Origin of the sequence: Streptomyces sp. NPDC050625, assembly GCF_040654755.1 — a bacterium.
Lineage (GTDB): Bacteria > Actinomycetota > Actinomycetes > Streptomycetales > Streptomycetaceae > Streptomyces.
The window spans coordinates 1-13,798 of record NZ_JBFAIQ010000048.1 but is presented as its reverse complement, the minus strand read 5'-3'; the positions used below and the strand labels follow the sequence as shown (position 1 = coordinate 13,798).

General features: G+C 67.0%; 15 protein-coding genes and 1 pseudogene. 13 read left to right on the top strand and 3 right to left on the bottom strand.

Annotated elements, in window-relative coordinates; genetic code table 11:
* Nucleotides 1-99 precede the first annotated feature (99 nt).
* Complete coding sequence (locus AB0I54_RS44435) at nt 100-1,305, top strand: globin domain-containing protein (protein ID WP_363302072.1); 1,206 nt, start codon at nt 100-102, stop codon at nt 1,303-1,305.
* Nucleotides 1,306-1,414: 109 nt separating this feature from the next.
* On the opposite strand, the gene wrbA is transcribed toward AB0I54_RS44435, so the two are convergent.
* Nucleotides 1,415-2,032: an NAD(P)H:quinone oxidoreductase gene (gene wrbA, locus AB0I54_RS44430; RefSeq protein ID WP_363302071.1), complete on the bottom strand. Its 618-nt coding sequence runs from the start codon at nt 2,030-2,032 to the stop codon at nt 1,415-1,417.
* 267 nt (nt 2,033-2,299) lie between these two features.
* A complete protein-coding gene (locus AB0I54_RS44425) occupies nt 2,300-2,869 on the bottom strand; it encodes a universal stress protein (RefSeq protein WP_363302070.1) in 570 nt (189 codons plus the stop codon).
* Nucleotides 2,870-3,228: 359 nt separating this feature from the next.
* On the opposite strand from AB0I54_RS44425, the gene AB0I54_RS44420 reads away from it, so the two are divergent.
* From AB0I54_RS44420 to AB0I54_RS44370, 11 genes and pseudogenes are all read left to right on the top strand, one after another.
* Nucleotides 3,229-4,614 (top strand): PLP-dependent aminotransferase family protein, encoded by a 1,386-nt coding sequence (locus AB0I54_RS44420; protein ID WP_363302069.1) that lies wholly within the window; start codon nt 3,229-3,231, stop codon nt 4,612-4,614.
* A gap of 1,121 nt (nt 4,615-5,735) precedes the next feature.
* On the top strand, nt 5,736-7,664 hold the full coding sequence (locus AB0I54_RS44415) for a maleylacetate reductase and hydroxyquinol 1,2-dioxygenase domain-containing protein (RefSeq protein ID WP_363302068.1): 1,929 nt from the start codon (nt 5,736-5,738) through the stop codon (nt 7,662-7,664).
* Nucleotides 7,661-8,122: an FAD-dependent oxidoreductase gene (locus AB0I54_RS44410; RefSeq protein ID WP_363302067.1), complete on the top strand. Its 462-nt coding sequence runs from the start codon at nt 7,661-7,663 to the stop codon at nt 8,120-8,122. The genes AB0I54_RS44415 and AB0I54_RS44410 overlap by 4 nt, the downstream gene beginning before the upstream one ends.
* Nucleotides 8,119-8,712, top strand: coding sequence for an NAD(P)/FAD-dependent oxidoreductase (locus AB0I54_RS44405; protein ID WP_363302066.1), 594 nt, complete (start codon nt 8,119-8,121; stop codon nt 8,710-8,712). The genes AB0I54_RS44410 and AB0I54_RS44405 overlap by 4 nt, the downstream gene beginning before the upstream one ends.
* Nucleotides 8,634-8,927 (top strand): oxidoreductase C-terminal domain-containing protein, encoded by a 294-nt coding sequence (locus tag AB0I54_RS44400; RefSeq protein WP_363302092.1) that lies wholly within the window; start codon nt 8,634-8,636, stop codon nt 8,925-8,927. Before AB0I54_RS44405 ends, AB0I54_RS44400 begins: the two co-directional genes overlap by 79 nt.
* 160 nt (nt 8,928-9,087) lie before the next feature.
* Nucleotides 9,088-9,564: pseudogene (locus tag AB0I54_RS44395) on the top strand (alpha/beta fold hydrolase); the annotation flags it as partial.
* 38 nt (nt 9,565-9,602) lie between these two features.
* On the top strand, nt 9,603-10,046 hold the full coding sequence (locus tag AB0I54_RS44390; RefSeq protein ID WP_363302095.1) for an alpha/beta hydrolase: 444 nt from the start codon (nt 9,603-9,605) through the stop codon (nt 10,044-10,046).
* 231 nt (nt 10,047-10,277) lie between these two features.
* Nucleotides 10,278-10,850 carry a universal stress protein gene (locus AB0I54_RS44385; protein WP_363302065.1) on the top strand — a complete coding sequence of 191 codons (573 nt, stop codon included), beginning with the start codon at nt 10,278-10,280 and terminating at the stop codon, nt 10,848-10,850.
* Nucleotides 10,851-10,942: 92 nt separating this feature from the next.
* Nucleotides 10,943-11,488 (top strand): sigma-70 family RNA polymerase sigma factor, encoded by a 546-nt coding sequence (locus AB0I54_RS44380; RefSeq protein ID WP_363302064.1) that lies wholly within the window; start codon nt 10,943-10,945, stop codon nt 11,486-11,488.
* A gap of 373 nt (nt 11,489-11,861) precedes the next feature.
* On the top strand, nt 11,862-12,020 hold the full coding sequence (locus AB0I54_RS44375) for a hypothetical protein (RefSeq protein ID WP_363302063.1): 159 nt from the start codon (nt 11,862-11,864) through the stop codon (nt 12,018-12,020).
* 44 nt (nt 12,021-12,064) lie between these two features.
* Nucleotides 12,065-12,340: a hypothetical protein gene (locus tag AB0I54_RS44370; protein ID WP_363302062.1), complete on the top strand. Its 276-nt coding sequence runs from the start codon at nt 12,065-12,067 to the stop codon at nt 12,338-12,340.
* 242 nt (nt 12,341-12,582) lie between these two features.
* Here the strand turns inward: AB0I54_RS44370 and AB0I54_RS44365 are convergent, their stop codons facing one another.
* Nucleotides 12,583-13,149 (bottom strand): hypothetical protein, encoded by a 567-nt coding sequence (locus AB0I54_RS44365; protein ID WP_363302061.1) that lies wholly within the window; start codon nt 13,147-13,149, stop codon nt 12,583-12,585.
* Nucleotides 13,150-13,485: 336 nt separating this feature from the next.
* Here AB0I54_RS44365 and AB0I54_RS44360 point away from each other — a divergent pair, with 336 nt between their 5' ends.
* Nucleotides 13,486-13,764, top strand: coding sequence for a DJ-1/PfpI family protein (locus AB0I54_RS44360; protein ID WP_363302060.1), 279 nt, complete (start codon nt 13,486-13,488; stop codon nt 13,762-13,764).
* The last annotated feature ends 34 nt before the right edge of the window (nt 13,765-13,798 follow it).

Here is a 13,798-nt window from a genome sequence, read left to right as displayed (position 1 = left end):
ACATTGCTAAGGTGTGAGTGTGAGTGTGCGAGTGACGAGACACGCACATGGTGAAGTCCGCCCGAAAATTGGAATGTTAGAAGCGCATTAAGGAGTTCGATGCTCTCCGCACAGTCCACCCCTGTTGTACGAGCCACCCTTCCCGCAGTTGGAGCCAACCTGGGTGCCATCACCGAACTCTTCTACCGGCGGCTCTTCGAGGAACATCCCGCCCTTCTGCACAACCTCTTCAACCGTGCCAATCAGGCCAACGGCGTGCAGAGCCAGGCCCTCGCAGGTGCCTTCGCGGCCTTCGCCACCGCGCTGGTCGAGCGCCCCGACGAGCGCCCCGACGCCCTGCTGTCACGCATAGCCCACAAACACGCGTCCCTCGGCATAACCCCGGCGCAGTACACGATCGTCGCGCGGCACCTGCTCGGTGCCGTCAAGAAAGTCCTTGGAGATGCGGCCACCCCACCGGTCGCTGCGGCCTGGGACGAGGTCTACTGGCTCATGGCGAACGCTCTCATCGCCATGGAGGCTCGACTTTACGAGCAAGCGGCGGTCGCCGAGGGCGACGTGTGGCTGAAGCTGGAGATAGCCGAGCGCCAGCAGCAGTCCGCCCACGCGGTCTCATTCGTTCTGCGCCGGCCGGACGGGCTCCCGCTGCCTCTGTTCCGGCCGGGGCAATACGTCAGCGTCCGCGTTCAACTCCCGGATGGAGCGCGGCAGATCCGCCAGTACAGCCTTTCCACCGCGCCTGCGGAGAAGTCCTGGCGCATCACCGTGAAGCGGGAACGGTCCGCGGACGGTTCGCTGCCGCACGGTGAAGTCTCCTCTTGGCTGCACGCCCATGCTCGGGCCGGCGACATCATCGACGTCTCCCTCCCTTTCGGCGATCTGGCCCTGCCCATGGAGGAGACACCCATCGTGCTGGCCTCCGCCGGCATTGGTGTCACACCCATGCTCTCGATGCTGGATCACCTGGCGGTCGACACCTCCGCGCGGCGCATCATGGTGATGCACGCCGACCGGTCACCCGCCGATCACGCCCATCGCCACGAGCAGATCGGCCTGGTCGGCCGTCTCGAGAATGCTTCCCTGCACCTGTGGTACGAGTCCGGCAGCACCGAAGCGGCAGGTCCTGAGGCCACCAAGGGCCGCCTGAATCTCGAGCAGCTGGCGGTGCCGGCGCATGCGACCGCCTATCTGTGTGGTCCGCTTCCCTTCATGCGTGCAGCACGCGGAGAGCTCCTTCTCAAGGGCGTCAGCGCCTCGGCCATCCATTATGAGGTCTTCGGCCCCGACCTCTGGCTGAGCAAGTAACAGACAAATGCGGGCTGGCCCGCCGAGCAGTCACCTGCCCGGCTGGACCGGCCCGCCGCGCTTTGCGGCCGGGGTGTGCCCGACAACGCACATACACACCGCACTGCCGTCAGGACAGACCGCTGGCCTTCAGCGCTGCGGCCAACTGGACCACTCGCTTCGCCTGGTGCTGCGCGGCGTTTCGCGTCTCGTCGCCGACTGGGTTGTTGCCCTGCGCGCCGCAGTGGGACGTGCCATAGGGGTTGCCGTCGACGAACTTGACTGGGTCGGTGTAGCCCGGCGATGCGATGAGGCCACCGAAGTGGTGGATCGTGTTGTACAGGGCGAGAAGGGTGGTCTCGTGACCGCCGTGGGCGGTGTCGGTGGTGACGAAGCCGCTGTAGACCTTGTTGGCCAGCTTGCCCTGGGCCCAGAGGCCGCCCAGCGTGTCGATGAACTGCTTGAGCTGGGAGGAGATGTTTCCGAAGCGCGTGGGCGTGCCGAGGATGACCGCGTCGGCCCACTCCACGTCGGCCGGTGTCGCGACCGGAATGCTGGCAGTGGCCTCGGCGTGGGCGGCCCACGCCTCATTGGACGCGATGGCCTCCTCAGGGGCCAGCTCGGTAGTCTTCAGCAGCCGAACTTCCGCGCCCGCCTTCTCGGCGGCGTGTGCGAGCTCCTTGGCGATCTCGGACGAGACACCCGTGGACGAGTAGTAGATGACGGCCAGCTTGACAGGTGTGGACACAGTGTTCTTCTCCGGTTGTTGCGGAACGGCACCGGGGGCAGCGCGGCCGACTGGCTCAGCGAGACCTGTCAGACGCAGGTCTGCCACCCTGGCATATACTTGAAACTTGAATATTTTACTTGAATTCTAAAATAGGTGCAGTGTTGTGGGTCAAGTCGGATTGGGTGAACTGCCCTCAAAGTGACGCAAGTTACAAAGTGTTGTGTCGCTGCTACGACGCAGGACACCAGGAGCCGCGGGAGAGAACGGCACGCACGGACGTGAAGCTCATGGATCGCTGTCGGTGTAGGCGGGCCGGTGCGGCAGGGTTTGGCGGAGTGCGCGGAGGGGGTCGTTGGCCGACGCGCGCAGGAGTCGCTTCTTACGGGTGAGGGCCTCGAGGTCGAGTTGCAGGGGCGGCGGCGGGATGGTGAGGACCGGACAGGTTGCATGGGTGACGCAATGGCGTACGACGGGGGATCGCCATCGCCCGAACCGGCTCCGGTGTCCTCCCCCGATGACCAGCAGGTCGCTTTCCCCGTTGGTGATCTGAACGAGGGTTCGGCCCGGGGAGTCGCCGGAAATGGCGAGCCCTTCGATCTGGATGTCTGCATCGGTGGCACCGAATACATCGTTGAGGGCGTCTTTGAGTAGGCGCAGGGCTCCGGCTCTGGTGCCTTTGGGGGCTGATCCGACGGCGCCCGGGGGTGGGTCCGTCTTGTGGAGACGCCAGACCAGGACCGCAAGCACTTGGCGTCCGGTGAGCCGCGCTTCGACGCCGGCGTATTGCAACGCGACGAGGCTCGTGAGCGATCCGCTCACCCCGACCACGATGCGCTGCTGTGATGGGCTGTCCATGAGGCTCCTTCTCCTGGCCCACAGGACGTCCCTGCCACCTCCACGGACGTTGTCCGGGAACGGCGCAGTGGTTCGGCATTTGGGGCGCCGACGACTGCTGCCCGATCGGAGCGATGCGGCACAGGGCGTCACATACATGACGAGGCAGACATGCTGCGTGTGATGTAGCGAGCCTCACACTTTGCGAAGGCGGGCATCTTGAAGGGCGGGCTACGGAATCTCACTCCTGCCGGGCGGCCAGTGACCTGGGCGTTTCGGCGGAACCGCACACCTGGGCTCGCTGCGTCGCTCTCCGGCATCGCTCGATGTGAAGTCGGCACGTGTGCGGCCCGTGAGGTGTGCCAGTATCGTTCCCGCTCATGGCGGAATTTTCGGCTGCTTTGGGTATTTCACCTGACGCGATACAAGCGGGCCGTGGTGTGCGCCGAGAGCTGGCAAACGCTATTCGAGGAGCGGTCCGGACGGGCGGCCTGCCTCCAGGGACACGGCTGCCGTCCTCGCGTCGGCTCGCCGCGGACCTGGGCCTCGCCCGAAACACCGTGGCCGACGCCTATGCCGACCTGGTCGCTGAGGGATGGCTCACCGCGCGGAGCGGCTCGGGCACGCTGGTCGCCGACAGGACGATCGCGCAACCGGTCATGGTGCCACCGGCTCGCGGTCTCTCCGGCGATCCCGGTTGCGACCTGATCCCGGGAAGCCCTGACCTCACCGCCTTTCCCCGTGCCGCATGGCTGAAGACCGCTCGCCGTGTCATCGCAGCAGCTTCCGACGACGTCCTCGGCTATGGCGACCCGCGCGGCCGGCCGGAACTGCGGACCGCGCTCGCCGGCCACCTCCATCGGGCACGTGGCGTATACGTCAGCCCCGAGCACATCTTGATCTGCGCCGGCATCTCGCACGGCCTGCAGATCCTGAGCAGGGTCTTGGCCAGGCGAGGGGCGAAGAACGTAGCTGTGGAGTCCTACGGTCTGGGCAGGCATTGGAGTCTGCTGACCTCTGGCGGACTGTCGACCTTTCCGCTACCCATGGATGCGAAAGGCACCGACCCGGTACTGCCGAACGACGCCGGCGCGGTGCTGCTCACGCCGGCCCACCAGTTCCCCGTCGGTACGACGCTGCACCGCGACCGGCGGGCCGTCACCGTGGAGTGGGCTCGACGGACCGGCCGGTTCGTCCTTGAGGACGACTATGACGGTGAGTTCCGCTACGACCGGCAGTCTGTCGGTGCGCTTCAGGGCCTCGACCCCGACTGCGTTGTCTATCTGGGCTCCGCCAGCAAGTCCCTTGCTCCCGGTCTGCGGTTGGCCTGGATGGCACTGCCACCAGCGCTTGCCGAGGAGGCCACAACGGCCAAGGGGCGCATGGACACATGCGGGGCCCTGGACCAGCTGACAATGGCAGAGTTCATCGCTTCCGGCGCTTACGGCCGTCATGTACGCGCTGCCCGTCGCCGCTACCGTGATCGTCGAGAAGCCCTCGTTGCGGCCGTGGCCCAGCATGCCCCCGATGTACGCGTCACAGGGGTGGCCGCCGGCTTGCACACCGTGCTCAGTCTGCCGTCCGGTACCGAGCAAAAGGTGATCGAGGCGGCGGCTCGACAGGGTCTGAGGGTGGCTGGGCTCTCCCGATACCGCCATGACAGAGCCCGCAGGGCGCTGCCGGACGCGCTAGTGATCGGATATGGCGTGCCCTCGGACGCCGCATGGCCTCGAGCTCTCGCCGCACTTGTCCGGGCCCTTACGTGACGCACGTCTTGTAGGCTGCATCGTGGCGCGAGTTGAGGGACTCGGGTTCGCGACGCAGGACACGTCAACAGTTGGAATGAAGCACCTACTGAGCATCCGGCGGCATGTGGACCGGAGCCGGTAACCGGTCCGGTGCTCTGCGGACTGTGTCGCCGGCAAGAGTGAAGACCTCGTCTATCCCCGCTCTCTCATCGGGGTTGTGCAGCAGCCCGCCGAGGATGTCATGGGTGAACACGCTTGCGATCTCCTCAACCGACTTTTCGCCCTCTGGGCGGTACCAAGTCCAGGCGTAGTCTTCCCCTCGGGCGAGGGCGTGATGATGAACGACGAGATGAACCAGGTCCTGCGCGGCAACACCCTGTGCAGCGACGGCGAGGCCCACGACGCGTCCCGCCGAGTGATCGTCAAGCCGCTCACCCCCAAGGCGCTGCTCCCGCTGCACGACGAGATCCGCGAGGAGGCTCACCGGCTCGTCGGCCGGCTGACCGCGCAAGGATCCTTCGACGCAGCCACCGAGCTCGCGCAGCACCTGCCGGTCACCGTCGTGTCCAACCTCGTCGGCCTGCCCGAGGAGGGTCGCGAGCGTATGCTCGTGTGGGCCTCGGAGATGTTCAACTGCTTCGGCCCGATGAACGAGCGCACGCAGAACTCCTTCTCCGTGCTCGGGGAGATGATGGAGTACGCGACGACCCAGGCCGTGCCCGGCAAGCTCAAGCCTGGCAGCTGGGCCGAGGCCGTGCACCTCGCCGCGGCCCGCGGCGAGGAGGCCCCCGGCAAATGTCCGGTCATGATGATCGACTGCATGGGCCCGAGCCTGGACACCACGATCTTCGCCATCGGCAGCGCGGTGTGGCTGTTCGCACACCACCCCGACCAATGGGACCTGGTACGCGAGGACCCGTCCCTGGTCCCCTCGGCGATCAACGAGGTGCTGCGGATGGAGGCGCCGATCCAGGACTTCTCCCGCAGCGTCGCCGTGGACCACGAGATAGACGGCGTGCCGCTCCCGCAGGGTCCGCGGGTGATCGCCTTCTACGGGGCGGGCAACCGAGACGAGCCGCGATCGACGGACTCATCGTCCGGGTCGCCGACGAGCAGCACTGAACGGAGAAGAAAACATCGTGACGAGCTTCCGCTACACCGCTCAACCGGCCCGGATCATCTTCGGAACGGGGACCCTGGACACGGTCGTGGACGAGGTCGAGCGCCTCGGCAGGGTCCGCGTGCTGGTCCTGGCGTCCCCGCACATGGCTGCCGCGGGCGACCGTCTCCAGAAGATCCTCGGCCCGCTCGTGGTCGCGCGGTTCGATAGCGCCGCCATGCACACCCCGGTTGAGGTCACCGAGCGTGCGCTCGAGGTGCTGCGAGAGGCCGGGGCGGACTGTGTGGTCGCCGTCGGCGGCGGCTCGACCACCGGTCTGGCCAAGGCGCTGGCCGTGCGCACCGGCGTGGACCAGGTGATCCTGCCGTCCACCTATGCGGGCTCCGAGGTCACTCCGGTGCTCGGTGAGACCGCGGACGGACGGAAGACCACCCGGACCTCGCCGGACATTCTGCCCGAGACAGTGATCTACGACGTGGAACTGTCGGCGGGGCTGCCGGTCGAGATCGCGGTCACCAGCGCGGTGAACGCACTGGCCCACGCCGTTGAGGCGCTCTACTCTCCCGAGGCCAACCCGGTCGTCGACGGGCTGGCGCTCGAGGCGATCACCCGACTCGGCCGAGGACTGCGCCGGCTGCCCGCGCAACCGGACGCCCTCGACGTCCGCGAGGACCTGCTGCACGGGGCATGGCTGGCGGGGACCTGCCTCGGCGCGGTCGGGATGGCTCTGCACCACAAGCTCTGCCACACCCTGGGCGGAAGCTTCGACCTGCCGCACGCACCGACCCACACGGTCGTGCTGCCGCACGTGATGGCGTACAACGCCGCCGCGGCCCCGGACGCCATGCGGCGCATCGCCACAGCACTCGACGTGGTCGATCCCGGAGACGTCCCTGGCGCGGTGCAGGACCTGATCCGTGCGGCCGGCGGGCCCGTCTCGCTGCGCGAGATCGGGCTGGCGGAGGCCGACCTCGACCGGGCCACGGAGGTCGCGACGGAGCACCCTTACCCGAACCCGGCGCCGCTCACCCACGACGGCATCGCGGGCCTGCTCCGCGCGGCCTGGGAAGGAGACCGGCCCAAGGCCGCGGACGGTGTGCGGACCACCCGGATCACCCAGACCGTGCTCGACACCCTGGCGAGCACGGCCGACCAGCGACTGCACGCGTTGCTGTCCGACCTTGTGAAGCGGCTCCACACGTTCGCCGTGGACAACGACCTCACCCAGGCGGAGTGGCAGCAGGGCATCGACTTTCTCACCCGCACCGGACAGATGTGCAGCGACACCCGGCAGGAGTTCGTGATGCTGTCGGACACCCTGGGCCTGTCCAGCTTGGTCGACGTGCTCGCCAACTCCCGCACCCCGGACAGCACGCCCTCCGCGGTGCTCGGGCCATTCTACCTGGAGGGCCCGCCCGAGCTCCCCCAGGGCGCGGACATCACCGGAGGCTTCGAGGGCACACCGCTGTACGTGGACGTCCGGGTCACGGACACCGAGGATCGGCCACTGGCCGACGCGGTGGTCGACGTGTGGCAGTCCAACGAGGACGGGTACTACGACGTCCAGCTGCCCGAGCTCGACGGGCCGGTGCTGCGTGGGAGGCTGCGCACGGACGCCGAAGGGCGGCTGCGGTTCTGGTCGATCCTGCCGTCGGAGTACCCGCTCCCGATGGACGGCACGGTGGGCGAGATGCTGACGGCGACCGGCCGGCACCCGTACCGGGCGCCGCACCTGCACTTCATGATCGCCGCGCCGGGCGTGCGACGGCTGATCACCCAGCTGTTCGTCGATGGTGGCCGCTACCTGGATTCCGATGTGGTGTTCGCGGTGAAGGACGACCTGACAGTCGACTTCGGGCGCCGCACCGGCCCAACGCCTGACGGGCGCGTGGTCGAGGGGGACTGGCGGGAGCTGACGTTCACCTTCCGGCTCGGCAGGGACGTGTGAGCCGAGGCATAGGCGCCGGCTCGGTCGTCATCGTCGGTTCAGGCCAGGCCGGTGTCCAGGTGGCCGACTCGCTCCGTGCGGGCGGTCACCCCGGCCAGGTCGTGCTGCTCGGGGACGAGCCCGGTCTGCCCTACCAGCATCCTCCGCTGTCCAAGGACTTCGTGGCCGCGAGTGGCGAACCCCGCCCCCGCCCTCTCCGCAGCGAGCGCTTCTTTGCCGACCGGGAGATCGACTACCGGCCCGGTGCGGTCGTGACCGGGATCAGCCGGGCGCGACGCACGGTGGTGCTCGAGTCCGGTCGGGAGATCGACTATGCGTCGCGCGTGCTCGCCACGGGCACGGCCCCCCGCTCCCTGCCGATCGCCGGCGCCGAGCTCGTCGGCGTCCTCCCGCTGCGAACCCTCGCCGACGCCCGGGAGTTGCGGGCGGCGCTGACCCGGCGCGCTCCGCTGCCGTGATCGGGGCCCGGTTCATCGGCCTGGAGTTCGCTGCGGGCGCCCGCAAGCGCGGCATCGCGGTCACGGTCTTCGAGTCCGGGGACAGGGTGCTCGCCCGGGCGGTGTCGGTCGAGACCAGCCGGTACCTCGCCGCCGCACACCGGGTGATGGGCACGGAGCTGCAGCTGGGGGAGGGGCCCGTTGCGCTCGAGGGCCACGAGGGCGCCGTACGCGCGGTCGTCGACACCGGCGGCGGGCGCCACCCGGCGGACCTGGTGCTGGTCGGGATCGGCGTGCGGCCCCGCGACGACCTGGCTCGGGGCTGCGGCCTCGCCGTCGAGGACGGGATCATCGTCGACGAGCAGCTGCGTACCAGCGACCCGGCGATTTTCGCCGTCGGCGACTGCGCACGCTTCCCGTCGGAGTTCGGCGGTCCGCTCCACCGCCTCGAGTCGGTGCAGAACGCCACAGAGCAGGCCCGGCACGTCGCCCGGACGACTCTCGGTGCCGAGTCCGCACCCTATATGAGGAGCTGCCCTGGTTCTGGAGCGTCCAGGGCCCGGTCACCCTCCAGATCGCGGGCCTCGCCAGGCCGGGCGACGACGCCGTGATCTGCGGGGAACCGGCAGCGGGGAGGTTCTCGGTCCTCCGCTTCCGCGGGGACTGGTTGGTCGCCGTCGAGTCGGTGAACCGCCCCGGCGATCACGTGGCGGCCCGCCGGGTGCTCGCCGGGCTCGACCGGCCAATCCCGGCCGAGGCGGCGGTTCCCGGCTTCTCCTTGAAGGAGCACGCTGCCCGGCTCGGCACAGCGACCCGCGGAACCTAGAGCCCTGTCGATCCGCTGGCCCAGGAGACGGAGATTCTGGACATCAAGGTCAGGCTGGTCGATCCGGCTCCCTCCCACAGCGACTGGGTTTCGCGGACTTGTTCGAGTTCGCGACTGATTCACCTTGCGACCGACCACAGCATGACGTGAATCACTCAAAATGGTTCGACCCTCGGGCCAGCGCCACATCGTGACTCTTGTAGCTGCCGTTCACACGATGGAGCCCCCATGGCTATCGCGCCGATGCCTCCGCCTTGGGACCGCTGTCCTCCGGCACTCACTCCTTCAGCGTGGGAGGCGTCGTCCAGCGCTATCACGTCCATGGCAGCGTCCGGTGTGCGTCGCCCATTCCGGCGGCCCTGGCATTGCGTGGGACTACATCCGTATGCCGATGCTGGAAGAACACCTCACGATGGTCTACGTGGAGCCCATCGGCACCAGTGTGCCGAGCCGTCTCCCCGCGCATCCGCACGGATACACCCGTGATCGCTACAGTCGATTCCTGGAAGTGCTGATCAACCGCCTCGGCGTGGCCCGGGTGCATCTGCTGGGGCACTCGCACGGTGCGCTCGTAGCGGCGTATCACGCCCTGAACCGTCCCGGACGGCTGGCAGGAGTGGTGCTGTACGAGGGAGCGCCGGTCACCGGTCCCGAGTACGCCGCGGCAGCGGAGGCATGGTGGCCCAGGTCGCAGCCGGATATGCAGTTCATCCCGCCGTGCTTTTCGCCTTCCGCGCGATGTTCGGCAAATCAGGTGGCAAGGAGACTTCAGCGATTCCCCAGGATGCGCTGTCGGCCCAGTTCGCCGCGCTCTGGGCGAACGAAGAACAGCGGGCGCTGTTGAGGAGAGGCGGGCCTGTCACCCTCATCTCCGGTTTGGACGAGAACTCTTCCCCCGACATCGTCGACGACCGTGCCGGGCTCAAGGGATTCACCGTGCCTGCACTGGTGATCGTCGGGCGCCACGACGTCCTCTGCCGCCCTCGTTGGGGGCACGAACTCCATGAGCTGATCCCGAACTCGCGACTGCTGCTGGAGAACAGCGGACACTTTGGGCACATCGAGGAACCCGATTCATTCGGACTCACCGTCGCTGACTTCGTCCAGAGGACGTCGTAGCAGAAGTCCGACGAGCCACGGCAGGCCCAGGAAACGGTTCTCCTGCCTGCATGTGAGAAGCGTTACGTCACGTACGGCAGGGCTGCATCGTCATGTCTTTGACGCCCAACGCCACTCCTTGACGTCCGGGACGGTCCTGACGCCATGGATCTTGTTGCAGCACGTCTGCTGACCGCCCTCCCGGGGTGAAAGTCGGGATTGGGCGCCGTGTGGGCCAGGAGAAGGAGCCTCATGGACAGCCCGTCACAGCAGCGCATCATCGTCGGGGTGAGCGGATCGCTCAACAGCCTCGTGGCACTACAACGTGCCGGCGCCGAAGCCCAACTCACAGGCCGCCGAGTTGTCGCGGTCCTGGCTTGGCGGCCACGCGACACCGACTCACGCCCCGGGACCAACCGGTCAACACTCAAGGGCACCAGAACTGCCGCTCTGAGCCTGTTGAGGGACACCCTCGACGATGTATTCGGTGCCATCGATACAGACATCCACATCGACGGGCTAGCCATTTCGGGCGCCCCGGGCCGGACCCTCGTTCAGATCGCCAACAGGGAAAGCGACCTGCTGGTCATCGGGGGAGGACACCGGAGCCGGAGCCGGTTCGGGCGATGGCGATCCCCCGTCGTTCGCCATTGCATCGCCCATGCAACCTGTCCGGTGCTCACCGTCCCGCCGCCGCCTGTGCAACTCGACGTCGAGGCGCTCACCCGTAAGAGGCGACTCCTACGCGCGTCGGCCAACGACCCCCTCCGCGCACTCCGCCGAAGCCTGCCGCACCGTCCCGCATACACCGACAGCGATTGCTGAAAACCCGTCCAGCCCGGCACGCACCCCATAATCGGCTCGCGCCATCCCGAACCGAGCTCGCCGAGTGCCGTCAGCATTCCAGGAACGAGATCATGGAAATGACCACTGCGCCCTCGGAAGCCTCGAGCCGTAACGTCCACTTGCAGGGCCTCGTGGTGGACCACGGTGCCGCCCTTCTCACCTATACCGTGAAGTTGCTGAACGACCGGCACACGGCCGAAGACATTGTCCAGGAGACCCTTATCCGCGCCTGGCGGCATGCCGACCGCCTCATGAATACCGAGGGATCGGTACGGGGATGGCTGCTCACGGTGGCGCGGAATCTCGCCATCGACCGCATGCGCAGTGCGGCCGTCCGGCACGAGAAGGTCGGGGTGGAGAGCCAAGAGGTGGCTGAGCCCGATCACGCCGATTGCGTACTGGCATCGGTCGAGGCGGCCAAGCTACTGCACTGCCTTTCCAAAGAACATCGTCAAGTCCTTCAGCACATTTACCTATCTGACAAGAGCGTGGGCGAGACCGCGCAGATACTCGGGATCCCGGCCGGCACCGTCAAGTCCCGTCAGCACTACGCGCTGACCAGGCTGCGTGCCAGGCTGTCCTATCCCAACCCCAGCGAGCTCACGACGAGTCGGTAACACAGCCCAGAGGGCATCCCGACCTGCCGGGACGCCGGCCCAACATTGCTGTGTCGCCACAACGTACGGGGTGGCCGACCTGGACGCGTGTTGCGTCGGCAGTCTCGCTTCCGTTGCGTCGGACGGCTTCCGGACGAAGTGGCTGCGCCACCAGGGCCTGGGCCCAGCATTTGCGTACGACGCCTGTAGGCAGCGATGTTGCAGCGGAAGTCCAGACAGAACGGCGTACCTCGGGAGCCGAGCCGAAGGTGGGCTTTGAGGCATCCTTCCCGGTGGGAGTCCTCCTTGAGAACCGTGATTCGAGCTGACGTGTCAGGCCTTGTCAGGGGCGTGCGCTGGGGGACCGGCCGCTGAACAGGGTGAGGGCGCGGGTGTGGCCTGCGCGTCGGCCGTGCCCTTGGAGGACGCGAGGAAGCGGCTCAGGCTGCTCCAGGAGTGGGCGGGACGGTTCCGCACCTACTGGGGCAGTGATGCGGCGTCGTTCGGGAACTACCAGAGCCATCTCGACGCGGACCCGACCACCGACAGCTAGTCATTCACCAGCACCGATCGGAGCGCGGCAAGAAGTTCCTCGTCTTGACCTACGGATTCGTCCCGCCCAGGGACGAGGTCCAGCAGGCATGGGGCCAGTGGTTCAAGTCAGCCGGGCCGCGCCTGGTGGACCCGGGTAGCCCGTTCGGCCGTGGCATCGAACTCACAAAGGACGGCCGCACCGAATTGACTCTCCAGTCTGCGTCGCCGCTGGTCGGCTACTGCATGCTCAACGCCGACAGCCTCGAAGAAGCCGAATCGCTCGTCCGCGACATGCCGATCATCGAAAGCGTGCACGTGTATGAGGCTGAGTCCATGTAGCAGTGGCGGGAACCCAGCGCAGCCACGCGGCACCGGATGTCGCTCCGCGGGCGGCGGCGTGCCAGGCTCGGGCGTGCCGTCAGCGAGCCTGGCTGACCATCAGGCACCACCTGGCCTCAGACGACGATAATGATGATCAGGACCCGGGTGCCCGGAACTGGTTCGGGCCGACCTCGTTTGGCCGAGGGGCCGCTTTCGGCGAGTCATCGTCTAGTGCCCGCCCGCCTGACAACGACCGCGATTTACCTTGCGGTGTTCTTGATCGTGTACATAACCGTCCGGTTCTGCTTGTGGCGCCGGACGCGGCCCTTGGCGACCAGTGACTCCAGGGTATTGCGCACCACCTGCGGGGTCGGCTCTCTCTCGGGGTGCTTCGCCAAAAGTTCGTCGCGCAGGTCCTTGGCGAGGCGAGGCTTCTCATGTTCGCCGAGCAACTCCGCCAAGAGGTCGCCGAGTAGAGGCTGGTTCGACCTCTTCTTTGCGACAGACTTACCGGCGTTGCTTCTCCCGGATCCAGTCGGGGTGCGCGGAGACGGCGTAGAGCTGTCAGCGGAACCTGTTGCCTCGGCCGGCTTCCGCACCTGAGGGAGGGCGGGCTCTTCGGGCGCCTGTACAGGTAGCGGCTGTGCGTCAGCGGGCTCCGGGAAGCGCTGCGAAAGATTCAGGATGTCGACCAGGAGTTCTTCCTCCCGCTTCAGCATCTCGATCTTCTCTGCCAGGTCTCGCTGCAGACGGCGATTTTCCTCCAGATCCGACGCGGCCTGTCCGGCATACCGCGAGCGGAGCGTGGCGGCTGATTGGCTGGGCACAACCGTTCACTCCCTTGATTGGATTGACACCCGAATAGTACCCAGCATGGTGACACGAGCTGACCACGGCTAAGACACCCATGTGCAAGGGTGCAGGCTCCGCGCTCTTTGTATCAACTGTCGCATGTGCCAATGTTTGGAAAAGCACATGGTCTTCGATGCCTCGGAGGCGTTGCTGGACCGACGCGGGAGGTGGGGATGACTGCCCCTTCTCTGCCGCCAACGGGTTTGAAGTCCGAAGTATATAGTCGCGAGGATGGCCGACAGGTGTTCGTGGGGATCACACGTGTGCTGTACTCGCAGTGCTCTGAGTTGGCGTCGACGGGGTTTGAGTGAGTGGAGCGCAGAGTGGCCGATGACAGTGTGCGGAGAATCGGGATCTTCTTGTTCCCGGGTGTCGAAGAGCTCGATGCTGTCGGCCCCTGGGAGGTGCTGTCCTTCTGGACGCGCAGATTCCCCGAGGACGGATGGGAAGTCTTCTGTTTCTCCCCTGATGGAGGGCCCGTGGTGTGCGCAAAGGGCCTGACGGTAGCTGCGCACTGCTCCCTGGACGAGGGTCATGTCCCGTTGGGTGGTGTAGTCAGGGCAGCCGTTTCGGTTCCGGTTGTGGGGTGATCTGCGGTTCGCGTTCGGTTGGCTTGGTGGCGGA

Excerpts from the sequence above, each read along its gene's own strand:
- AB0I54_RS44435 (WP_363302072.1), top strand. The coding sequence starts at position 100 with ATGCTCTCCGCACAGTCCACCCCTGTTGTACGAGCCACCCTTCCCGCA.
- AB0I54_RS44425 (WP_363302070.1), bottom strand. The coding sequence starts at position 2,869 with ATGGACAGCCCATCACAGCAGCGCATCGTGGTCGGGGTGAGCGGATCG.
- AB0I54_RS44420 (WP_363302069.1), top strand. The coding sequence starts at position 3,229 with ATGGCGGAATTTTCGGCTGCTTTGGGTATTTCACCTGACGCGATACAA.
- AB0I54_RS44390 (WP_363302095.1), top strand. The coding sequence starts at position 9,603 with ATGGTGGCCCAGGTCGCAGCCGGATATGCAGTTCATCCCGCCGTGCTT.
- AB0I54_RS44385 (WP_363302065.1), top strand. The coding sequence starts at position 10,278 with ATGGACAGCCCGTCACAGCAGCGCATCATCGTCGGGGTGAGCGGATCG.
- AB0I54_RS44380 (WP_363302064.1), top strand. The coding sequence starts at position 10,943 with ATGGAAATGACCACTGCGCCCTCGGAAGCCTCGAGCCGTAACGTCCAC.